The organism is Robertmurraya beringensis (assembly GCF_042433785.1).
Lineage (GTDB): Bacteria > Bacillota > Bacilli > Bacillales > Cytobacillaceae > Robertmurraya_A > Robertmurraya_A beringensis.
The window spans coordinates 16,185-38,753 of the sequence record NZ_JBHLUU010000119.1 but is presented as its reverse complement, the minus strand read 5'-3'; the positions used below and the strand labels follow the sequence as shown (position 1 = coordinate 38,753).

21 protein-coding genes, 1 pseudogene and 2 riboswitches are annotated in these 22,569 nt (G+C 37.8%); of the genes and pseudogenes, 15 read left to right on the top strand and 7 right to left on the bottom strand.

The window, feature by feature from the left end; translation table 11 throughout:
- The first annotated feature begins 64 nt into the window (after positions 1-64).
- The 4 genes from ACFFHF_RS18945 (at position 65) to ACFFHF_RS18930 (ending at position 5,495) form a co-directional block, all read left to right on the top strand.
- Positions 65-1,075: a 2-oxoacid:acceptor oxidoreductase family protein gene (locus ACFFHF_RS18945; RefSeq protein WP_160546339.1), complete on the top strand. Its 1,011-nt coding sequence runs from the start codon at positions 65-67 to the stop codon at positions 1,073-1,075.
- Positions 1,075-3,369: a thiamine pyrophosphate-dependent enzyme gene (locus ACFFHF_RS18940; protein WP_377058814.1), complete on the top strand. Its 2,295-nt coding sequence runs from the start codon at positions 1,075-1,077 to the stop codon at positions 3,367-3,369. The genes ACFFHF_RS18945 and ACFFHF_RS18940 overlap by 1 nt, the downstream gene beginning before the upstream one ends.
- A 147-nt stretch (positions 3,370-3,516) precedes the next feature.
- Positions 3,517-4,983: a PAS domain-containing sensor histidine kinase gene (locus ACFFHF_RS18935; RefSeq protein ID WP_377058813.1), complete on the top strand. Its 1,467-nt coding sequence runs from the start codon at positions 3,517-3,519 to the stop codon at positions 4,981-4,983.
- A 14-nt stretch (positions 4,984-4,997) separates the two neighbouring features.
- The gene (locus ACFFHF_RS18930) at positions 4,998-5,495 is read left to right on the top strand and encodes a methylated-DNA--[protein]-cysteine S-methyltransferase (protein ID WP_377058812.1); all 498 of its coding nucleotides are present in this window, start codon (positions 4,998-5,000) and stop codon (positions 5,493-5,495) included.
- Positions 5,496-5,519: 24 nt separating this feature from the next.
- Here the strand turns inward: ACFFHF_RS18930 and mtnK are convergent, their stop codons facing one another.
- A complete protein-coding gene (gene mtnK / locus ACFFHF_RS18925; RefSeq protein WP_377058811.1) occupies positions 5,520-6,707 on the bottom strand; it encodes an S-methyl-5-thioribose kinase in 1,188 nt (395 codons plus the stop codon).
- A gap of 72 nt (positions 6,708-6,779) precedes the next feature.
- Positions 6,780-6,938: riboswitch (SAM riboswitch) on the bottom strand.
- Between the two features lie 68 nt (positions 6,939-7,006).
- Positions 7,007-7,783, bottom strand: coding sequence for a carbon-nitrogen family hydrolase (locus tag ACFFHF_RS18920; protein ID WP_377058810.1), 777 nt, complete (start codon positions 7,781-7,783; stop codon positions 7,007-7,009).
- A 131-nt stretch (positions 7,784-7,914) separates the two neighbouring features.
- On the opposite strand from ACFFHF_RS18920, the gene ACFFHF_RS18915 reads away from it, so the two are divergent.
- From ACFFHF_RS18915 to ACFFHF_RS18890, 6 genes are all read left to right on the top strand, one after another.
- On the top strand, positions 7,915-9,087 hold the full coding sequence (locus tag ACFFHF_RS18915; RefSeq protein ID WP_160546334.1) for a pyridoxal phosphate-dependent aminotransferase: 1,173 nt from the start codon (positions 7,915-7,917) through the stop codon (positions 9,085-9,087).
- A gap of 83 nt (positions 9,088-9,170) precedes the next feature.
- Positions 9,171-9,277: riboswitch (SAM riboswitch) on the top strand.
- 86 nt (positions 9,278-9,363) lie between these two features.
- Positions 9,364-10,596: a 2,3-diketo-5-methylthiopentyl-1-phosphate enolase gene (locus tag ACFFHF_RS18910; protein ID WP_160546464.1), complete on the top strand. Its 1,233-nt coding sequence runs from the start codon at positions 9,364-9,366 to the stop codon at positions 10,594-10,596.
- Entirely contained in the window at positions 10,593-11,255 is a 663-nt protein-coding gene (locus ACFFHF_RS18905; protein WP_160546333.1) for a 2-hydroxy-3-keto-5-methylthiopentenyl-1-phosphate phosphatase, read from the top strand. The genes ACFFHF_RS18910 and ACFFHF_RS18905 overlap by 4 nt, the downstream gene beginning before the upstream one ends.
- A complete protein-coding gene (locus ACFFHF_RS18900; protein WP_340902998.1) occupies positions 11,252-11,866 on the top strand; it encodes a methylthioribulose 1-phosphate dehydratase in 615 nt (204 codons plus the stop codon). Before ACFFHF_RS18905 ends, ACFFHF_RS18900 begins: the two co-directional genes overlap by 4 nt.
- 21 nt (positions 11,867-11,887) lie before the next feature.
- Positions 11,888-12,421, top strand: coding sequence for an acireductone dioxygenase (mtnD, locus tag ACFFHF_RS18895; protein WP_377058809.1), 534 nt, complete (start codon positions 11,888-11,890; stop codon positions 12,419-12,421).
- A gap of 240 nt (positions 12,422-12,661) precedes the next feature.
- On the top strand, positions 12,662-12,901 hold the full coding sequence (locus ACFFHF_RS18890; protein WP_377058808.1) for a Spo0E family sporulation regulatory protein-aspartic acid phosphatase: 240 nt from the start codon (positions 12,662-12,664) through the stop codon (positions 12,899-12,901).
- A gap of 52 nt (positions 12,902-12,953) precedes the next feature.
- Here the strand turns inward: ACFFHF_RS18890 and ACFFHF_RS18885 are convergent, their stop codons facing one another.
- Together ACFFHF_RS18885 and ACFFHF_RS18880 are read right to left on the bottom strand one after the other, a co-directional pair.
- Positions 12,954-13,832 carry a YitT family protein gene (locus ACFFHF_RS18885; protein WP_377058837.1) on the bottom strand — a complete coding sequence of 293 codons (879 nt, stop codon included), beginning with the start codon at positions 13,830-13,832 and terminating at the stop codon, positions 12,954-12,956.
- A 162-nt stretch (positions 13,833-13,994) separates the two neighbouring features.
- Positions 13,995-14,489: pseudogene (locus tag ACFFHF_RS18880) on the bottom strand (ZIP family metal transporter); the annotation flags it as partial.
- A gap of 376 nt (positions 14,490-14,865) precedes the next feature.
- On the opposite strand from ACFFHF_RS18880, the gene ACFFHF_RS18875 reads away from it, so the two are divergent.
- The 5 genes from ACFFHF_RS18875 to ACFFHF_RS18855 all read left to right on the top strand — a co-directional run bounded on the left by ACFFHF_RS18875 (position 14,866) and on the right by ACFFHF_RS18855 (position 18,753).
- Positions 14,866-15,687, top strand: a complete 822-nt coding sequence (locus tag ACFFHF_RS18875) for an electron transfer flavoprotein subunit beta/FixA family protein (RefSeq protein WP_160549489.1) — start codon at positions 14,866-14,868, stop codon at positions 15,685-15,687.
- 34 nt (positions 15,688-15,721) lie between these two features.
- Positions 15,722-16,750 carry an FAD-binding protein gene (locus ACFFHF_RS18870; protein WP_160549488.1) on the top strand — a complete coding sequence of 343 codons (1,029 nt, stop codon included), beginning with the start codon at positions 15,722-15,724 and terminating at the stop codon, positions 16,748-16,750.
- Positions 16,743-18,038, top strand: a complete 1,296-nt coding sequence (locus tag ACFFHF_RS18865) for an FAD-dependent oxidoreductase (protein ID WP_160549487.1) — start codon at positions 16,743-16,745, stop codon at positions 18,036-18,038. Before ACFFHF_RS18870 ends, ACFFHF_RS18865 begins: the two co-directional genes overlap by 8 nt.
- Entirely contained in the window at positions 18,038-18,322 is a 285-nt protein-coding gene (locus ACFFHF_RS18860) for a ferredoxin family protein (protein WP_160549486.1), read from the top strand. Before ACFFHF_RS18865 ends, ACFFHF_RS18860 begins: the two co-directional genes overlap by 1 nt.
- Before the next feature lie 182 nt (positions 18,323-18,504).
- Positions 18,505-18,753, top strand: a complete 249-nt coding sequence (locus ACFFHF_RS18855) for a hypothetical protein (RefSeq protein WP_160549484.1) — start codon at positions 18,505-18,507, stop codon at positions 18,751-18,753.
- Positions 18,754-18,862: 109 nt separating this feature from the next.
- Here ACFFHF_RS18855 and ACFFHF_RS18850 read toward each other — a convergent pair whose 3' ends face one another.
- The 3 genes from ACFFHF_RS18850 to ACFFHF_RS18840 all read right to left on the bottom strand — a co-directional run bounded on the left by ACFFHF_RS18850 (position 18,863) and on the right by ACFFHF_RS18840 (position 22,392).
- Positions 18,863-19,204, bottom strand: coding sequence for an SAM domain-containing protein (locus ACFFHF_RS18850; protein ID WP_160549483.1), 342 nt, complete (start codon positions 19,202-19,204; stop codon positions 18,863-18,865).
- 296 nt (positions 19,205-19,500) lie between these two features.
- Complete coding sequence (locus ACFFHF_RS18845; protein WP_160549481.1) at positions 19,501-20,730, bottom strand: MFS transporter; 1,230 nt, start codon at positions 20,728-20,730, stop codon at positions 19,501-19,503.
- Between the two features lie 168 nt (positions 20,731-20,898).
- Positions 20,899-22,392, bottom strand: coding sequence for an ATP-binding protein (locus ACFFHF_RS18840; protein ID WP_160549480.1), 1,494 nt, complete (start codon positions 22,390-22,392; stop codon positions 20,899-20,901).
- Positions 22,393-22,569: the final 177 nt, after the last annotated feature.

The window sequence follows — 22,569 nt, the reverse complement described above, 5'->3', positions numbered from 1 at the left end:
CACAGCGTAAAGTGGCTCATTACCTTAAAATTTAAACAATTAACTTTCGTTTTGGGGGGAGCTTATGTCAATTTTACCTGTTAGAAATGAGTTAGGTTTTTTTGAAATACGATTGGAATCTATTGGAGGATTAGGTGCAAACCTAGCCGGAAAAATGCTAGCTGAATCTGGGGTGCTTGGGCACGGATTGAATGGTTCAAACTTTTCATCCTATGGATCAGAAAAGAAAGGTTCACCAGTAAAGAGTTTTATCCGGTTTTGCGATGCTGAAGTTGCCATCAGGGACCATAGCCCAATAGAACAGCCTCATGTAATTGGAGTTTTTCACGAGGCTTTATATAAAACGGTTGATGTGGTAAGTGGATTAACGGGTGACGGTATTGTACTGGTTAATTCAACTAGAGATTTTGATGACGTGAAAAAAGACTTGAAACTAAACTATGGTACACTGGCCATCGTTGATGCTCTCGGCATTGCTGTTGAAGAAAAAACAAAAGTGAATACTGCGATGCTTGGTGCCTTATTCCGCATTTGTAGTTTTTTAAACCCGGAAACCATGAGGAATGTTATACGAAAGACGTTTGAAAAGAAATATCCGCACTTAGTAGAACCAAACATTCGCACATTTGATCGTGGATATAATGAAGTACAATTCAAAACTTATGAGGTACCAGATCATGCGGAAGGACGATCCTTTACTAGACCTGTACCGCAGCTCGGATATAACACACAGGCTATTGGGGGAGTAATGATTTCTCAAGCGAATAGTATTTTGAAGGACTTAAGTGGATCTAGACAAGGGTTTGTCCCTGAATTTCATCAAGAAAAATGTATTAATTGTGCTGCTTGCGATACAGTTTGTCCTGACTACTGCTTTGTTTGGGAAGAAGGAGAAGATAAACGAGGTCGAAAGCAGACGTTCCTTAAAGGAATTGACTATCAATATTGTAAGGGGTGCTTGAAGTGTGTAGAGGCATGTCCGACAGATGCATTAAATGACCTTCGAGAAGTGATTGGTTATGCAAAAGAACATTCAGTAAAACAATACTTTCCATTTGTAGGGGGTGTAAGGTAATGGCAACTTTAGAAAAAGAATTACAAGCAATGGGTTTGCCTAAACAATTAGCTACATTTGAATCTGGAAATGAAATGGCCGCTATGGCTGCAGCTCAAATCAACTATCATTTAATGGGATATTTTCCTATTACCCCATCAACAGAGGTGGCACAGTATTTAGATCAGATGAAAGCTCGTGGAGAGCATACTATTAAATTAATAGCAGCGGATGGAGAGCATGGTTCTGCGGGCATTTGTTACGGAGCAGCTGTGACAGGTGCACGTGTGTTTAATGCGACAAGCGCAAATGGATTAATGTATATGCTTGAACAGCTCCCCGTTCAATCCGGCACTAGATTTCCGATGGTTATGAATCTCGTTACAAGATCTATTAGTGGACCGCTAGATATAAGAGGAGATCACTCTGATTTATATTTTGCGTTAAATACGGGTTGGGTGATCTTAACAGCAGGAACACCCCAGGCAGTTTATGATATGAACATAATGGCTTTAAAAATAGCTGAGCACTCAAAGGTTAGATTGCCGGTGATTGTCGCTTATGATGGCTTCTTTACCTCTCATCAAAAGCGTAAGGTAAACTATTTTAAAGATCGAAAAGTTGTACAAAATTTTGTTGGCGAATGTCCAACTAATTATCATTTTGCTCGAGACCCTAAAAAACCAGTCACTATCGGTGCTCATATGAATGGTGACGATCTATTAAACAACCATTTCCAGCAATCGGAAGCCATGTATGCGGCTGGCGAGGTTTTTAAAGAGGTAGCAGAGCAGTACAAAAAGATATCTGGAAGGGAATATCCGGTACTTGACTTGTACGGCATGGAAGATGCAGAAGTTGCTTTATTCTTATTAAATTCTGCGGCAGAGTCTGCAAAAGATGTAGTAGACCAACTCCGAGCTAAAGGAATAAAAGCTGGAGTAATCAGCCCAAATATTATTCGTCCATTTCCAAGCGAACAGATTCGTGATGCACTGAAAAATATAAAAGCACTTCTTGTTGGGGAACGAGCAGATTCATATGGAGCAAACGGACCAAACCTCACTCATGAGGTGAAATCTGCTTTACAGGAGGATAAAGAAAATCAAACACTTGTATTAAGTCGTGTTTTCGGACTGGGAGGAAAGGATTTTTTCGCGGATGATGCGACCAAGTTTTTTGAGATGACCCTTGATGCAAAGGAAAAAGGCTATGTTGAGAAGGCATTTGATTACTATGGTCATGTACCTGGTGAAGTTGAAAATGTGCTGAAACCAGTTATTGAACCTCAGTCTGGCGATGCATTCAAAACGGGGTTAATTGAAGTGAACCAAGATGAAGAGACGAAAAAGCTCAAGGTGAAAATTCCACCTTTACGAGCTTTGACGACAAAGCCAAAGAGACTAGCATCAGGTCATGGTGCATGTCCTGGTTGTGGAATCTTCCCAGGCCTTGAGTTATTCTTTAAAGGAATTGAAGGAGACGTGGTCGTTCTATTCCAAACAGGTTGTGCGTATGTAGTCACAACTGCTTATCCACATTCATCTCATAAGCAAACGATGATTCATAACTTATTCCAAAATGGTCCTGCAACTCTATCGGGAACACTAGAAGCATTTTTAGAGTTAAAGGAAAGAGGAGAAGTACCGGTTTCAGACGATGTCACGTATGTAATGATTACAGGTGATGGTGGGATGGACATTGGTATGGGATCTGCCATTGGAACGGCTTTAAGAAATCATAAGCTGATTATGCTTGAGTATGATAATGAAGGGTATATGAACACCGGATCACAAATGTCATATTCTACGCCATTGGGTCATATGACAAGCACAACAAATGTAGGGAAAGCACAACAAGGAAAGGCATTCCATCATAAAGATACAGCACAGATAATGGCTTCTACAAATATCCCGTATGTGTTTACGGGTACAGAAGCATTTCCACAAGACTTGATTAAAAAAGCAGCAAAAGCTCAGTGGTATGCCCAAAACGTGGGAACAGTTTACGGGAAGATCTTAATTACTTGCCCCTTAAACTGGAAGTCAGAGGAAAGATTTGGTCAAACTATTATGGAAGCAGCTGTTAATTCATGTTTCTTCCCACTGTATGAAGTGGAACAAGGGGAAACGACCATTACGTACAATCCAGAAGACAAGAAAAAGCGTATACCTTTAGCAGATTGGTTAGCCTACATGGGTAAAACCAAACACTTACTAAAGGAAGAAAACAAACCAATGCTAGATGAGTTTGGTAAGGAAATAGAGGCAAGATGGCAACGTCTTAAGGCGAAGCACGAAAATCCATTATTATAATAGTAAAGAGCAAAGTTAACTACTTTGCTCCTTTTACTTTTGGGTTTGAAATATTTTTCATTAGAAAACGTTCTTTTTTCCTATAGAGGAGTTTTGGGAATAGTGTAGAATTCATAATTAAGAAGTTCCTTTATAAGGAGAGATACCGTGAATACGTTCCTTTCAAGTATAGGTATAGAGAATGTGCGAATCAATCAAATGAAGAAAAATAATATAGAGATACCCATTGCAGACCTCTTTAAATCATTTTTTATAGAGTCTCTTGATGCAATTATTTTCTGGAATGAAAATATGAGCGTCATTAATGCAAACGATGCCGCCTGTCGCTTATTCGAATGTAGCCTTGATATATTAAAGCAATATCCAATAGATGCTTTTGTGTACGAAAAGGATGAAAAATATCATGCGATCATTCAAGACTTAAACAGAAGAGGTTCCGTTCGTGACGAATTGCTATTTCAAATGTACAATGGTCAAATGAAATATCTTGAGTTTTCAACCAAGCTTTATGTCGTTGATGGATATCATATGACCATTTTTAGAAATGTGACTGAACGGTACCAAATGGAAAAAAAGCTAAGAGAGAGTGAGCAAAAATTTCGAAAGATTTTTGAAGGCTCCCTTGACGGAATGTTATTATGGGATGAAAATCAAAGAATCATAGATGTGAATCCAGCCGGTGAAAAGTACTTGAAAGTATCTAAATATGAAGTTGTCGGAAAAACAATGCGTGATTTGCTGATCAATTGTCATTTTCCGGATGACGAGTTAAATGAAGTTATGAAAAATCTCATGATTGAAGGTCATACAACAGGTACGATAACATTAACGACAAGAAGTGGCAAGACTTTACATTATGAGTATTCCACCAAGCAAAATGTAGTAAGTAACCTAAGTTTAACAACTTTTAGGGATGTTACGGAAAAGCTTGAAATGGAGGCTAATCTTCATAAATCTGATACCCTTAGTGTAATCGGTCAGTTGGCAGCTGGAGTTGCACATGAAATTCGTAATCCTATGACTGCGTTGAAAGGTTTTATTCAGCTTTTAGAAGACTCCAGTGAAGGAAAGCATTCGATGTATTTTGATGTAATTTCAACAGAACTGAATCGTATTGACGCGATAATAAATGAATTTTTAATTTTAGCCAAACCACAAGCGATTAAATTTGTGGAGCATAGTATTACTCAAATCATGTCTGAAACGGTTAATCTATTAGGTGCACAAGCTGTTTTGTACAATGTTCAGTTCCTCCTTCATTATGATGATGATTTACCATCGTTAATCTGTGAGCCTAATCAGTTGAAAAAGGTTTTTATAAATATGATTAAAAATGGAATAGAAGTTATGCCGAGCGGTGGATTTATCACGATTACAATGAATCAAACTACAGATAATCGGATCCATATTTCGATAAAGGATGAGGGTTATGGTATTCCAGAGGAAAAGTTAAAGAAACTTGGTCAGCCATTCTATACGACAAAGGAGAGGGGAACAGGCCTAGGTCTAATGGTTTCTTATCGGATTATAGAGGAGCATGAGGGTACGATTAAAGTCGAAAGTGAAGTTGGAAAAGGGACGGTATTTCATGTGTATTTACCAGTCGGAAAATAAAGGTGGAGTCATGTATGAACAGATTGTATGGAACGGTTGAATCGGAGTTAGGGACCATTTATATAGTAGTTAAAGATGGACTGGTATCGGCCGTTCATATTGGAGTTGAAGATTTTAAGAGGCATGAAAGAGTTCACCAGCCGATTTTTTCACTTGATAATGAACTGGTAAAAGAAGCAGTGCAGCAAATGAAGGACTATTTTTCAAAGAGAAGACAGGACTTTGATTTGCCACTTCAGTTGGAAGGTACTGAGTTTCAACAATCTGTTTGGAACGTCCTCCACTCGATTCCATTTGGAACAACTTACAGCTATCAAGAAGTAGCAGAAAAGATAGGAAATAGTAAGGCGGTTCGTGCAATCGGACAGGCGAATAAAGCAAATCGTCTTCCTGTTATTATTCCATGCCATAGAGTAATAGGGAAAAATCAGAAGCTAACAGGTTATGCAGGAACACGTACAGATATAAAGGAAAAGCTCCTTACATTAGAAGGAGCTGGCTTTAAACGATAGTAAGATTACGAGTAGAGAATCATTCTACTCGTATTTTTTTGTTTGTAAAAATGTAACTAACTCTTCAATGGATGTGAATTCATTGCGCTTGAGAATTAATTCTCTACCTAACGCTAATGATTTTTCCTTCGCTGCAATTCGTTCCTTTTCATCTGGAAGACCATCCAAGTCTGCTACATGGGCAAGACCGATTGTTCTTCTTATTAGTTCGCATCCAGCAAAACCAACTGCATCCTGAAAGTATTTTTGTAGAGTAGAAGAAAGGAAACCGTCAATACGAGCAAATGGTTCTAAATTGTCATGTTCCCATAGGATTGAAAATTGATTTTGATACACATTCCAAAATGTTCTTACCTGTGAGTATATCGAATCGGATTTTTCTTCGAAGGCAATTGCTTGGAACAATAAATTGGCAATGACTTGACCAATATCAAAACCTACAGGACCAAAGTATGCAAATTCTGGGTCAATTACTTTTGTTTCTTCCTTCGAAACAAATAAGCTGCCTGTATGAAGATCACCATGTAAAAGTGCTTCCGCTTCCGTTAAGAAGCTTTTTCTCAGTAAGGCTACCTGAAGTTTTAACTCTGTATCCTTCCATAGTTTTTCAACGGTTGAAGTGAGCTGTGGTTCAAAATCATTGGTCTCTGCATCAAAGTAAGGATCGGAGAAAATTAGGTCCTCAGTAATTTTACATAATTCTGGGTTGATAAATTTTCCAACAAGCTCTTTCTTTTGTCCCTTATCCACCCCGAACTCTGATGTGAAAAAGGTTGTATTGGCTAAGTATGTGCCAAGATGACTTGCAAGCAGGGGATATTCGTTTCCGTCAATTAACCCTTTTCTAGAGATAGTCAAATGTGATAAATCTTCCATAATCGTAATAGCTAATACTTCATTCGTATAATACACGTCAGGAACAAAGTCAGGAGCATGCTTTTTAAATAGTTTTAATGCTTCTGCTTCAATAGTGGCACGTTTTAAAGTGAGTGGCCATGACTCACCTACTACTTTTGCATATGGAAGAGCTTGTTTTATGATGATGCCTTTTCCATCTTGATCTTTAATATGAAAAACTAAATTTAAATTGCCATCTCCTATTTCTGTACACGATAGAGTACTATTTTCGGAGAATAAATTTCTCTCTTTTGCTAATAAGATGGCTGTTTCTTCTGTTAATGGTTGATAAGTTTCTTGTATTACTGTTGACATAATGATTATCCTCCTATTGCATAAAAAAACCTCTTTCTACTAGAAAGAGGTTTGAGGCTTTAGTCAACAAACCTCTTATCTACCAGAAAGGAAATTTCTTTCTGTTGGAATTAGCACCGTGCCTTACGGATTTATCCGGCGCTAAATTGATAGCGCCCCATTTCACAATGGAATTACGGTCGGTTGCTGGGCTTCATCGGGCCAAATCCCTCTGCCTACTCTTGATAAGAGATGTAATTTTCAGTTAATATTCACTGATCAGAATCATATCAGCATAGTGTTAAAGTTGTCAACAGTTTTTAATATAAGTCTGTCCGACGGTCTGAAAATATCGGAATCGTGTTGCGGACTTTCTTTACTTCTGCCAAATCGATTTGACCAGTTACAATAGATTCAAGTTCGTCTCCCTCAGCAATTACTTCTCCCCAAGGATTAATAATCAATGAATGCCCAGCAAACACATTGTCGGGATCTGAGCCTGAACGATTGCATGCTATGACAAAGCATTGATTTTCAATCGCTCTAGCAATTAATAAAGATCTCCAATGGTTCAATCGAGGGAGAGGCCACTCAGCAACAACAACGATAGTTTCCGCTCCTTCTGTCGTATGAGCACGAATCCATTCAGGAAAGCGAATATCATAGCATATGAATCCTGCAAATAAATTCTTGTCTAGAGCAAACATCCCGTTTGTACTGCCTGATTGAAGATGTTCATGCTCATTCATTAGCTTAAAAAGATGCGCTTTACTGTATGTGGAAACAAGTTCTCCTTCGTTACTAATAACCAGCATGGTGTTGTATACACCGTTATTTTCTTGAGAAGCAACAGATCCTCCAACTATGTGCACATGATGTTTTTTAGCTAATTTCTGCAAAAATTCAATGCTCTTTTTTGCTTCTAAGTCAGCAAGAACATCGAGGCGAGTTAAATCATAGCCTGTGGTCCATAGCTCTGGAAGAATGACTAAATCAGGTTTTTCAGCCATTGCTGACTCTATTAATCTTTCCGCTTTTTGAAAGTTTTCTTCTACATTCCCAAAGCTTATATCCATCTGAATACATGAAACTCTCATAAGAAACCACCTTTTCTAAAAAATATTAGTAAAAATACTTTACAAGTTGTCATTTACGATATACATTTGTGACTAGTTTTTCAATATAAAAATTGCCAATTACCCGAATATTTAAAGTAGGTGGAAAAAAGATGATATATCCTCAATCAAAATTATTAAAAAGCTTACCTAAACAATTCTTTGCTTCACTTGTTGCTAAAGTAAATAAGCAAATCAGTGATGGCCATGATGTGATAAACCTGGGACAGGGAAACCCTGATCAACCGACAGCAACACATATCGTAAAAGCCCTGCAAGTGGCAGCAGAGAATCCGAATAATCACAAATACTCTCCTTTTCAAGGCTTTGCATCATTAAAAGAAGCTGCTGCGACCTTTTATAAAAGAGAATATAACGTAGATATCAATCCTGAGAAAGAAGTTGCCATTCTTTTCGGAGGAAAAGCTGGGCTTGTTGAAATCCCACAATGTTTATTAAACCCAGGTGAACATGTTCTCGTCCCGGATCCGGGCTATCCAGACTATTGGTCAGGGGTAGCACTTGCACAAGCAGAAATGATTACAATGCCATTGAAAGAGGAAAATCATTTTCTTCCCGATTATACGGCTCTTTCAGATAGCGATCTTGAAAAAGCGAAGCTTATGTTCTTAAATTATCCGAATAACCCGACAGGCGCAATAGCAAACGCTGAATTTTTTGAAGATACGGTTGCACTAGCTAAAGAACATGAGATTTGTGTTGTACATGATTTTGCATACGGAGCGATAGGCTTTAATGGTCATAAACCGATTAGTTTTCTTGAAACAGAAGGTGCAAAAGACGTGGGAATTGAAATATATACTTTATCGAAGACGTATAACATGGCTGGTTGGAGAGTAGGCTTTGCCGTTGGCAATGAGAGTGTCATTTCAGCTCTTAATTTGTTGCAAGACCATTTATATGTAAGTCTTTTTGGAGCTGTCCAAGAGGCGGCAGTGGCAGCATTAACAGATTCTCAAAGTTGTGTACGTGAGTTAAATGCATTGTACGAATCTAGAAGAAACGTGTTTATCGGAGGACTTCAAGAATTAGGTTGGAATGTCGAAGCACCGGAGGGTTCATTTTTTGCATGGCTGAAGGTTCCTAATGGTTATACATCTGAGCAATTTTCAGATTTATTACTAGAAAAAGCACATATTGCAGTTGCCCCTGGAATTGGATTTGGAAACTGGGGAGAGGGTTATGTTCGGGTGGGGTTACTAACTTCGGAAGCTCGTTTGCAAGAAGCGGTTGAAAGAATTTCAAAGCTCCAAATTTTTAGTTAATGTATTGACAGTTGAATTAAATTCTGGAATAATCAAAATCAATTGAAAGTATAAACAATAATACCATAATGAAAACATTCGTTTTCTTATCAAGAGCAGGTGGAGGGACGAGCCCGACGAAGCCCGGCAACCGACTTACAGTTTTGTAAGCACGGTGCTAATTCTTGCAGCAAAGGCTGATAGATAAGGAGATGTTAGTTTACGATACTAACCTCTTCTGATGACCAGAAGAGGTTTTTTATGTATACCCGTGTCGGAGAGAAAGGACGAAAGCAAATGAGTGAGATCATCGCAACGTACTTAGTACATGACGCCAAACACAACCCAGAAAAAAAAGCAGAGGAAATTGCGCTTGGTTTAACGGTTGGTTCATGGACTCAATTACAAAAGCTTGAGCAAGAGCAATTGAAAAAATATAAAGGTAGAGTTATTTCCGCAGAAAAATTACACATAGATGAACATACAAATGAAACGGTAGCGGTGTTAAAAATCGCTTATCCTTCAAATAACTTTTCGCTAGATCTTCCAGCTATTTTAACAACAGTGTTTGGAAAGCTTTCACTTGACGGGAAGATTAAGCTATTAGATCTTGATTTTTCAGAAGAGTTAAAAACAGCTTTTCCAGGTCCTAAGTTTGGTATCAATGGCCTAAGAGACAAGCTGGGTGTATATGATCGTCCGTTATTAATGAGTATTTTTAAAGGAATTCTTGGTAGAGATCTTCCATTCCTCATCAGCCAATTGCGCGAACAGGCATTGGGTGGAGTCGATTTTGTAAAAGATGATGAAATATTGTTTGAAAACCCATTAACTCCATTTGAACAAAGAATTACTGGAGGAAGAGAAGTTCTACAACAGGTCTATGAAGAAACTGGACATCGTACTTTGTATGCTGTGAACTTGACAGGACGTACGTCTCAATTAATTGACAAAGCTAAAAAAGCAAAAGAACTTGGTGCGGACTTACTATTGTTTAATGTGTTTGCGTATGGACTTGATGTTCTTCAGGAATTACGCGAAGAAGAGAATGTCGATCTTCCGATTATGGCACATCCAGCTGTGAGTGGAGCGCTCACTTCATCTGATGTGTACGGAATTTCTCATTCCCTACTACTTGGGAAATTGTTGCGTTACGCTGGAGCTGACTTGTCTTTATTCCCGTCTCCATACGGTTCTGTGGCTTTGGAAAAGAATGCAGCATTATCAATTGCTAAAGCGTTAACAGATCAGTCAGAATCTATGAATAAGAGTTTCCCAGTGCCTTCAGCTGGTATTCATCCTGGACTTGTTCCACTTTTACTACAAGATTTTGGCTTAGATAGTGTCATTAATGCTGGTGGTGGTGTACATGGTCATCCAGCTGGTGCGAAAGGTGGAGGTCTAGCTTTCCGCCAAGCTATTGATTTAAGTCAAAAAGGTCTGCCATTGAGAGAAAATTCACAGCAATATCCTGAACTTGCAAAAGCGATTGAACTGTGGGGAGTTACTGAGGTGGCAAAACCATCATGAGCAAGAAGATAGCTGTATTTTGTGATTTCGATGGCACAATCACCGAGAAGGATAACATTATTGCCATTATGAAAAGATTTGCTCCACCTGAATGGGAAGCACTAAAAGACGACATTTTGTCAGAGCGTATTTCCATTCGGGAAGGAGTTGGTAAGCTATTCTCGTTGCTTCCTTCATCTAAAAAGGAAGAAATCATTACGTATGCAATTGAAAATGTGAAAATACGTGAAGGATTTGCTGATTTTGTGAAGTTTTTGAAGGAGAAGAATATTCCTTTGTATGTTGTTAGTGGAGGTATTGATTTCTTCGTTTATCCTATTCTACAAGCTTATGGTCCTTTTTCAGGAGTCTATTGTAATGCTTCCGATTTTAGTGGAGAGTATATCAATATTCTTTGGCCAAATGCATGTGATGAGCATTGTCAGAACGATTGTGGCTGCTGTAAACCTAGTATTATTCGTGGACTTAAAGAAGATTTCTACAAAGTCGTTATCGGTGATTCAGTAACCGATTTGCAAGCAGCTAAGCAAGCTGATCTAGTGATTGCAAGAGAACTGCTATTAGAAAAATCGATAGAGTATGGATTGAATCATAGAGAGTTTGTTGATTTCTATGATGTGATCAAGCATATGTCGCAAGTAGAGGAGTTGATTGGATGAGTCAGTTAACTGAACGTTGGGAAGAGCTTGCTGATGTGAAGGATGAACTTGCTGTTCGAGATTGGTTTATGGGAACGAGCGGGAATTTAGCCATAAAGGTTAGCGACAATCCTTTACAATTCTTAGTAACAGCAAGTGGCAAGGATAAGAGGAAGCGAACGTCAGAGGATTTTCTGCTCGTCGATGAGAATGGAAAACCAGTAAATGAGACGCATTTGAAGCCATCTGCTGAAACCTTATTACATGTGGAAATCTATAATAAAACAGCTGCTGGGTGTAGTTTACACGTTCATACAATTGATAATAATATCATATCTGAATTATATGGCGATCAAGGAGAAATCACTTTTACTGGCCAGGAGCTTATTAAAGCATTTGATTTATGGGAAGAAGATGCCGTACTTCGAGTTCCTATTATCAGTAATCCAGCTCATATTCCGACACTAGCACAGGAGTTTAGTGAACATGTAAAAGAGGACAAAGGCGTTGTGTTAATCAGAAACCATGGAATAACAGTGTGGGGGAAAAATGCATTCGAGGCAAAAAAACTACTAGAAGCATCCGAATTTTTATTTCGTTATCATCTAAGACTTTTAGAATATAAAAAATAAAATATAAAGGAGTATGAAAAAATGGCACATATCGTTTTTCAAAGTACAAAAGAAGAGATTAGAGATCAAAAAGAAGTAGCAGCGTTTTTACAATCACAAGAGGTAATCTATGAGAATTGGGATATTACAAAACTACCTAGCAATCTTCAAGAGAAATATATTTTAACAGATGAAGAGAAAGCAGAAATCTTATCCGCATTCTCAACTGAAATTGCTGAAATTTCAGAGAAGCGTGGATACAAGGCCCAGGATGTTATTTCTCTTGCTGAACACACTCCAAACCTAGAGCAACTATTAAAGAACTTCCAACAAGAACACCACCATACAGACGATGAGGTACGCTTTATCGTTAGTGGACACGGGGTATTTATTATTCAAGGGTTAGACGGAGAATTTTTTGAGGTATTTCTAAATCCTGGTGATCTTATTTCAGTTCCTCCTAATGTTAGACATTATTTTACTCTTCAAGAGGATAGAAAAGTGGTAGCTATCCGTATTTTTGTAACTACTGAAGGATGGGTTCCAATCTACGAAAAGAACGAAGTAGAAGCTTAATAATAGTTATCAAGGCACTAGAGTCTATACTCCTAGTGTCTTTATTACTTTTGGTGGATAAAATCGATAATTGTCGAAAAGTAATAGGAGTTTTAGGGTGGTTTTTTGTCGTATTCCGAAATATTTAGAAAAATTTGTCTTATTTTGCGATTCTATTTACTTTTATTCGAATTCTTGCAATAATTCATCAAGTGATCATTTTTTTTAGGGGATTTAAGGGAGTATTAGGAGGTTAACGGGGTGCAGCAGAATAGCAGTGAAATGCTTGCCACGATTCAACAAATGAGAGAGAAAATGATTGAATCTGCACAAGCAAATGGTTTAGGTGGGCAAGAGACGATCGAGTGTAGTCAGGAGCTTGATAAGTTGATTTTTGAATATCAATGCTTATCACAAGAGAAAAAGAAAAGTAAGAGAGAAATAAAGATAACCAGAAAACAAGCTATGTTTGTATGGCCAAATAACATCATATGCGTATAAATAGATTGAAAAGGAAGGAGTCGTTAGTGCTCCTTCCTTTTTGGTAGATATTCTAATGTATGGCTCGTTTCTTAAATCTTCCTCCGCTTACTTCAGCAATGTCTGCAACAGCTAGAAACGCATTGCTATCAAGATCCTCTACAATGAGCTTGAGCTTTGCTTCTTCAAGTCGGGTAATGACACAGAAAATAACCTTTTTATCATCTCCTGTATAGGCTCCTTCTCCTGAAAGAAAGGTCACACCCCGGCCGAGACGGGCCAAAATCGCCTCACCAATTTCTTTATGCTTATCGCTAATGATCCATGCAGATTTTGATTGATCTAAACCTTCAATAACGATATCAATGGTTTTAAAAGCAATAAAATAGGCTAAAATCGAATACATCGCTCGGTCCCATCCAAATACAAATCCCCCGGTACCAAAAATAAAAATATTAAAAAACATAATCACTTCTCCAACGGAAAAAGGAATCTTTTTATTGATCAATATGGCAAGGATTTCTGTACCGTCCAGTGAGCCTCCGTACCGGATGACTAGTCCTACACCTGACCCTAAGGCAATTCCTCCAAATACCGTTGCTAAGAGGATGTCATCAGTAAAAGCAGGAACGGGATGAAGATATACGGTTGTAATTGATAATATGGTGATAGCGAAGAGTGTAGATAGTGCGAAGGTTTTTCCAATTTGTTTATATCCGATGAAAAAGAATGGAACATTTAACATGAAGATGATTAGACCAATTTTAATCGCAGTAATATGAGACAGAATAATTGAAATCCCAACGATTCCACCATCCATAATTTGATTGGGTATGAGGAAAATTTCTAATCCTACAGCCATTAGGATAGCGCCAATAAAAATAAAAACAGCTCTTTTAATAATACTTTTTTTCGGTAATTTTCGGTGCTGTATTTGGTTCTCTAAATTCATTTGAATGGCTTCGTGAATAAGTTGTTTTTCCATTAAGTCACCTCCATTTGTATCGATCTTTGTTATTTATTATACAATAAATCGTTTCTATGTAAGTAAATCTGGAACTTAATCATACAAAGGAAATAAAAAATCGGCATGTATAAGCATGCCGATTTTTTATTATGAAAAGAGGTCAATTAGCAATATCATAAATAGTAAACCAAAGATAAAGGAGTAAGTTGATGTGCGTTCATTGCCATCCCCATGACTTTCAGGTATTAACTCTTTATATATAATGAACAGCATAGCTCCTGCTGCAAAGGCTAGACCATATGGAACGAGACTTGCAACATAGGAAGTTAAATAGAAACCTAATAAACTTGTAACAATTTCGATTGCACCTGTTAAAGTAGCCACTACAAACGCTTTGCCTTTTTCAATTTTTTGATTCACTAAAAATAGGGCTACTAAAAATCCTTCAGGAGCGTTTTGGAGTCCGATGGCAAAAGCAATTAGATTGCCTGTATTCGCTTCAGCAGTTGTAGCATAACTAACTCCGACTGATAATCCTTCGGGAATATTATGGAGCGTAATCGCTGCAATAATCAACATCGCTTTTTCATCAAATTCCATTTCGTATTTTTGAGTCGTATGCTGTAAATCTATATGAGCGATTGCTCACACAATTACATATATGAAATTTGAATGACATCTGTGATTTTTATCATATGGGAAAAGTTGAATTTCTTTTAATATAATAACTAGAATGGTAAGTACTGGACCATTCCCTTCAAAAAATAAATGTTATTCCATCCTAGTGGATAAACCCCACCATTTAAATATGTAGATATACAAAAATGAAGATTCCGTAAGCCATTCACTTCTAACTAACTACACTTTAATGAAAACGCATACAAAAATTATTATACACAAAAAATATCATCTAATTTGTTTGTACTATGCTCGTAAACCGATACATATATCGTTATTACGAAGCTTTGCAAAATATATATAGCTGATTTAGCCTTTAGTCATTAAGGAGGGGATTTGTATGCACATTGTAGTTTGTGTCAAGCAGGTACCAGACACGAAGATCATTAAGATTAATCCTAAGACGAATACGCTTGATCGTCGAAGTGCCCCAGCAATTTTAAATCCTTACGATGCACATGCTGTCCAAGAAGCCGTTCGGATGAAGCGTTTCATCAAAGAAGTATATATTTCTGTTTTATCGATGGGGCCACCACAAGCAAATGCGATTATTAAAAAAAGCGTTGAAATTGGTGCTGACGAGGGATATTTGATTTCTGACCGCGCATTTGCAGGTGCAGATACATTAGCAACAAGCTATGCATTATCGAAGGCTTTAGATAAAATCGCCAGTATCAGACCGATTGATATGATTCTTTGTGGAAAGCATGCGATTGATGGAGACACTGGGCAAGTGGGACCTGGAATTGCAAGAAGATTGGATATTCCTCCAGTTACAAACGTGATCGAAGTGACAGAACTTAATGAAAAGGAGCAAAACGTAGTTGTTAAGAGAAAGCTGTCAGGAGGGTACCAGTTGCTTCAAATCCAAATGCCATGCTTATTGACTGTCGAAAAAGAAATCAATGCGATAGAATATTCCCCTCTTCCTAATATGTTAAAAGCTGCAAGGTACGAACCCGTTGTTTGGACGGTAAACGATCTAGGAGACGTGGACCGAACACAGCTAGGACTTAAAGGATCACCTACCATCGTTGGTAAAATGTTTACTCCTCCAAAGCATGAGGGTGGGAAGCGTTTAGAGGGCTCTTCAGATGAACAAGTAAGAGAGCTGATCAAATGCTTACTTGAAGAGAAAAAAGAACTTTTTCATGTGAAGTGATACACATTAATACGTGATGATGGGGGTGCCTAAAATGAGTAAAGAATACCGTGGCGTGTGGGTATTCATTGAACAGAATGAAGGCGAAATTGAAGGTGTTTCGTTAGAATTGCTTGGAGCAGGAAGAAAGTTAGCAGATAAGTTAAGTGTTTCGCTTTGTGGAGTCCTGCTAGGTAAAGATGTTAAAGCCCTATGTAATCAAGTCATCTCCTACGGGGCGGATAAGGTGTATGTGATTGATCATCCAGTATTAGAAGAGTACCGGACAGAATCCTATATGAAGGGCGTGGTTCTTCTCGCTGAAAAATACAGTCCTGAGATATTTTTATACGGAGCCACACCAAACGGTAAGGACCTTGCCAGTGCTGTAGCAACTGATTTAAGTACGGGTTTGACTGCAGATACAACCATGTTAGATGTGGATCTTGATAAAAGGTTATTGGAGGCAAGTAGACCCGCCTTTGGTGGAAATATTATGGCTACGATTTTATGTAAAAAGCATCGACCTCAAATGGCAACCGTTCGACCGAAAGTAATGAAAGCTCTTGAACGAGATAAAGAGCGGCAGGGAGTAATCATTGAAGAAAATATCGAATTGTATGAGGACGATATGAGAACAAAAGTGCTCAAAGTTGTGAAGGATGTAACGAAAAGAGCCAATCTTGCGGATGCACATATCATTGTTTGCGGTGGAAAGGGATTAGGGGATCAGCAAAATTTTTCATTAATCTATGAGCTTGCAGAAGTGATTGGTGCAAGTGTTGGTGGAACGAGGGATGTGGTAGAAGCTGGCTGGCTCCCACATGAGTTACAAATTGGGCAAACGGGTGAAACGGTAACACCAAAAATATACTTCGCAGTCGGTATCTCAGGTGCTATTCAACACGTAGTCGGTATGAAGAATTCAGAAATTATTATCGCCATTAACAAGGATGCAAGTGCACCTATTTTTGATATAGCAACCTATGGAATTGTAGGGGATGCTTTGGACATTCTCCCGAAACTCATCCAACAATTTAAAGAAATACGTACAGAAAAGGGTGGTGAAATCAGTTATGCCTGAAAAATTTGACGTCATTGTTGTTGGTGCTGGACCTGCAGGAACTTCATGTGCCTATACATGTGCAAAGAACGGATTGAAGGTGCTCCAACTCGAGCGTGGGGAATATCCAGGAAGTAAAAATGTAATGGGTGGAGTATTATACAGGAAACAAATGGAGGAGATTATTCCTGAGTTTTGGAAGGAAGCGCCATTAGAAAGACCTGTTATTGAACAACGCTTTTGGATGATGGATAAGGAGTCTACCGTCTCTTTTGGCTACAAAGGATTAGAGTGGGGAAAGGAACCTTATAATAACTTTACCGTATTAAGAGCTCCGTTTGATCAATGGTTTGCGGCAAAAGGGGTGGAACAAGGGGTATTGCTCATCAATGAAACAGTAGCCAATGAGTGTATTGTAGAAAATGGAAAAGTGGTAGGTGTTCGCACCGATCGTCCTGATGGAGATGTGTATGCGGATGTAGTCGTATTAGCTGATGGTGTAAACTCTCTGTTAGGAAAGCAGCTTGGCTTTCATAAAGAATTTCGTCCTGATGAAGTTGCTCTTACGGTAATGGAGGTTATTAATCTATCAAAAGAAAAGATTAACGACCGCTTTAACCTTGAGGAGAACCAAGGCTGTACGATTGAAATCTTTGGTGATTCAACAAAGGGGAACCTTGGTACAGCCTTTATATATACGAATAAAGAAAGTATTAATATAGGTGTAGGAACAACTCTATCCAGCATGATAAAGGCAAAGCTCAAGCCGTATGATTTACTAGATTACTTGAAAAATCATGCCATGGTAAAACCACTACTTGCGGGTGGGGAGTCTGCAGAGTATTTGGCGCATTTAATTCCAGAAGGAGGATATCATTCGGTACCCAAAGTGGCAGGTAATGGGGTTGTAGTTGTCGGAGATGCGGCCCAATTAGTAAACGCTATCCATCGAGAAGGCTCAAATATGGCGATGTCATCAGGAAAGATGGCAGCTGAAGCCATTATTCGTGCAAAGGAAAGAAATGATTTTAGTGAGGCAAGTTTAAATAGTTACCGTGAAGCTTTATATAATAGCTTTATTATGAAGGACTTAGAAAAATATAAAGATGCTGCCCACACATTTGAGCATCATCCTCAGTATTTTAAAGAGTATATTCCAATGATGAATCAGGCAATGAGTAAATTCTTTACAGTCGACGGAACACCAAAGCGTGAAAAACAAAAACAAATCATGAGAAGTGTAACTGGGACCAAAGGAACGTTTAAAGTCATTCAAGATGTCTATCGTGCTTGGAAGGCGGTGAAATAATGTCAACGAAAACAATCGAGGAAAAACAGTACTTATTGCGTTTTAAGTGTGACACGAAATCTCATCTAACAGTGCTTGACCACGATATTTGTATGACAAAATGTCCTGATAAAATTTGTACCGTATTCTGTCCAGCAGAAGTATACAAGTGGGAAGGCACGAGAATGCAAGTAGGGTACGAGGGCTGCCACGAATGTGGAAGCTGCCGCATTGGTTGCCCATACCAAAATATTAAATGGGAATATCCAAAAGGCGGCCATGGAATTGTGTTTCGATTAGCGTAACAGCAAATAAATAGTTGAGCAAAAGACACCTTCATGGATATGATTGGTGTCTTTGTTTTGTTATGTCCTGAATATTGTGTATAAAATGTGAATTATTTAAAGATTCCGATAATATGGTTGAAAACGAACAAACATTCCGTTACTATTAAAATAGGTTCTATTAATAGATAGGAGGAGACAGTATGGATCGAACATCGTATTTAGCTGGAATACTCTACTATTTAACTTGTGATGTACAAGTTCAGGAGGCAGCCATTGATATATTAAATGGAGAATTAACAGTGAAAGAGGCGGGGACTCGTCCTACTTTGCAGCCCTATGTTCTGAAGGCGAAAAAGCGGCTAAAGGAACTTGAAAAGAACAAAACCGATAAGCAACATTTAGAAATTGTTCAGTTTGTTGAAAACTACTTATATAGCTACCAATTATAGATTTACTTCTTCGATAGACCTCTATGAATTCCATCCTATTTATCGTTATGTATAAATTTTCACATAGTAGCCTAAAAAGGAAAAGCCAAAAGTATTGATTAAAATCTATTTAGCTTATTCTTACTCTTACCGTGTATTTCATCATCTCGTCGTTAAGTCCACTAACCATAAGATCTTTAGCTGTATTGCAAGCCTGTTCAAAGCAGGAATAACTTTCAGAACAATAATGTGGTTGACTTAACTCAAAGTTTCCATGATGGTCTGCAAGGTAAACAAGAACATTCCAAACATAAAAATCTTCTGTTCCATTTTTAGGATGACCGTCTAATGCGACTAGCCAGTGTACAGAAGCCTCAGACATGAATCGACTTCCTTTTAGCATGGACTGGTCATTCTCTCCAATTCGAATAAATGCGGTTGGGTAAAATTCTTGTAGATTACATTGATACATTTTAACCCCTCCTAACCTCTCGTGTTTACAATAGAAACTTCTTATATTTTTATTATATGAGCTTTACAAAAAAATTACCTCCTAAATTGTTAAAATTTTTAGAATTTTAAAAGCGTTTACATTATTTTCTCTGTGATAAGCATCACAACAGAAAAGCACTTACTTTCTTATAATCAAAGTAACAATATGAACTATTCCCCATAATACAAAACTTCTTTACAGAAGATGAAAAAGAACAATTGAAAGAAAGAATTAAAAAATAAAACGGAAGAGGGTGCACCTGCACCTCTTCCGTTTTATTTGTATATATCTGCAATTTGTTTGTCTGAAGGAAGAAGAAGTGTTAGAAACCCAAGTAATGGGAGAAAACCGGTGGATATAATTGTTAAAGTCAATCCAATTGTATCTGCTAATACACCTAAAAATACTGACCCTAAAGCCCCCATTCCAAAAGCTAATCCTACTGTTAAACCTGCCATTGTCCCTATCTTCCCGGGAACGAGTTCTTGGGCATAAACAACGGTTACTGAGAAACTAGACATAAGTATGAAGCCCGCTATTGCAAGTAAAACGACTGCGAAATAATGAGGCACGAAGGGAAGCAAAATGGTGATTGGAGCAGAACCAATCATGGATAACAAGATAATGGTTTTTTTTCCAAACCTGTCAGCTAACGGTCCACCGAAAAATGTACCCAATGCTCCTGCAACTAGAAACACAAATAAATAAAGCTGAGCTTGCTGTATAGAAAAGCTGTACTTGTCAATTGCATAAAAGGCGTAGTAATTAGTGATTCCTGAAATATACCAGGAACGAGCGAAGATTAAGAATAAGATCACAAGCAGATAGAAGCGAATTTGTCGTTGAAATGAAAATGATGCAGGCGCTAGATTCTTCATTTCTTTTGGTTTATGACCATCTATCTTTAGCTTGTTCGCGTACCAAAAAGCAATGTAAACAAGTAACCCCACTGCAACTGCTGCCACAATTGTAAACCAGCCTGCCCCTTTTTGACCAAAAGGGACGAGTATAAGAGCCGTAATTAATGGAGCTAGTGCTTGCCCGGAATTACCGCCAACTTGATAAATGGACTGTGCAAGCCCTCTTCTAGGTCCAGCTGCCATATAGGCAACCCTTGAACCTTCAGGATGGAAAACCGCTGATCCTAAGCCAATAAAGACCACAGATATGACAATTAGTAAGAAGCTAGGGGCAAAAGCTAGCCCTAGAACTCCTATTAAAGTAAACATCAAGCCGATGGGTAAGGCAAATGGCATAGGCTTACGATCTGTAATCATTCCAACAAAGGGCTGCATGATCGAGGATACAATATTTAGTGAAAAACCAATGATTCCTAATTGAGTAAAGCTTAGACCCATTGATTGTTCAAGGATAGGGAACATAGCGGGTACAACCGACTGAATTGAATCGTTTAATAAGTGACATAATGCAATGATGAATAAGATTTTATACGTTGTTGCACTGTCAGTTTTTTTAAATTCTTGAACAGTAGCAGTCTGTGCCATAATAAAAAGATCTCCTTTGATTATTGAAGAATGGTATAAAGATATCTTACTAAATTTCCAGTGATTGTGAAATGGTTTATTTCGTGAGGCAAAGTATATGATATAGAAGTAGATAAGTATATAATTTCCAATAGTGCTCATAAAAAAATAGAGAGCCAAACAAGCTCTCTATTTTCTCATTAACGGAAATGTAACAAGCACTGTTGTTCCTTTGTTTTCGATACTTGTAATATCAATTTCTCCATGAAACGATTGGACGATTCTTTTGCAAACAACTAGACCTAAGCCAGTACCTGACGCCTTTGACGTATAAAAAGGGTGGAAAATCTTTTCAAGCTTATCTTTTCCAATCCCAACTCCCGAATCAGAGATCGTAAGAACACATTTTTCCCTTTCTTTTGAAATACGGATGCCAAGTGTACCACCTGTGGGCATGGATTCAAATGCATTTCTCGTAATATTTAAAATGACTTGCTTCATTTGATCCTTTGTACATGAAACAACAACCGGTTCTTCAGGAAATGAATAATGGCATATCACATTGTTTAAGTTTGCTTCAGATGAAATAAGTGGTTGTAGCTCTTGAATAATCATTTTTATATCGATCGGCTCATTTTTCATGGCTGTCGGTTTTCCGAGAATTAGAAACTCGCTCACAATTTGATTAATTCGCTTAATTTCGTTATTGATAACCGAAAAATAAAATTGATCTTCTTCACCTTTATGCTTTTCACTTAGCAACTGGATAAGGCCGTTAATTCCAGTTAATGGATTTCGAATTTCATGTGCGGTGCCAGCAGCTAATGTACCTACCAGCTCAAGTTTTTGGGCCTCATTTTGTTTTCTTTCCTTAATTGATTGTCTTTTTAGTAAAATATATTTAACTAAAAGAAACAGGATATGCGTCAAAATAAAGAACAAAGTGATTGTTCCCACTAAATGAGAAATATTTGTACGTGCTGCGTTTTCATCTACCTTTACTTTAATCGTCCAGGGTAGCTGATTCATAGGAGTTGATACCCAATGACCACCTTGTTTATATAAATGTTCGGAATCGAAATCAATGATCACCTGATCTTCTTGGTTGAGGATGACTATAGGTGTTTCGGGTGTAAGTATTTTCATTATGTTTTGAACATGGTCAACCCTCAGTAGTGCAAGCGTGATAAATGTCAGTTGACTATGCTCATCCAACACAGGTGAAGCAAGTCCGATCACCTTTTGGTTATTTTTTAATGTATTCACCTGTGCAGATATAATGATATCTTTCGTACGTATGACTTCTTGAATATACGAGTTTTTGTACAGATTGTCGTCTAGTAGATTGTTAGAGCCAACAATCAATCGTCCTTCTTCGTTTAATAAAAATAAGCCACTGTATCTAGGATCTGTCTGAAACGCCTTTTGAAGCAATGGGGCCATTTTTTCTGGGCTGTTAACGTATATCTCTGACGTGAGAGACAGAGTTTGAATAGAAGTGACTGTTTCACTTATAAATTGATCCCAATGTGATTTATGAATAGAAGCAATCCATTCTGCATGTTGAACTTGCTCTAACAGGTTTTTTTCTTTTTCACTCTGCGAAAAAATATAACTGCCACCTAGTGTTGGTAGTACTACGATGAGGCTATATAAAAGTAGGTTTTGTAAGTGTCTTTTCATGTAATGACTCCAAGCACATAATTTTTTTCCATAGCTTCGCTTATTATATCACTATATTAGTAAGCTTTTTATAGGAATTACGGATTAAACGGGAATTTGACAGAACAAAGATAGTTTTTCTATAATAGTCTTAATTAAAAATATTTTATCAAATAAGGTAAAAATATTGGATATTAA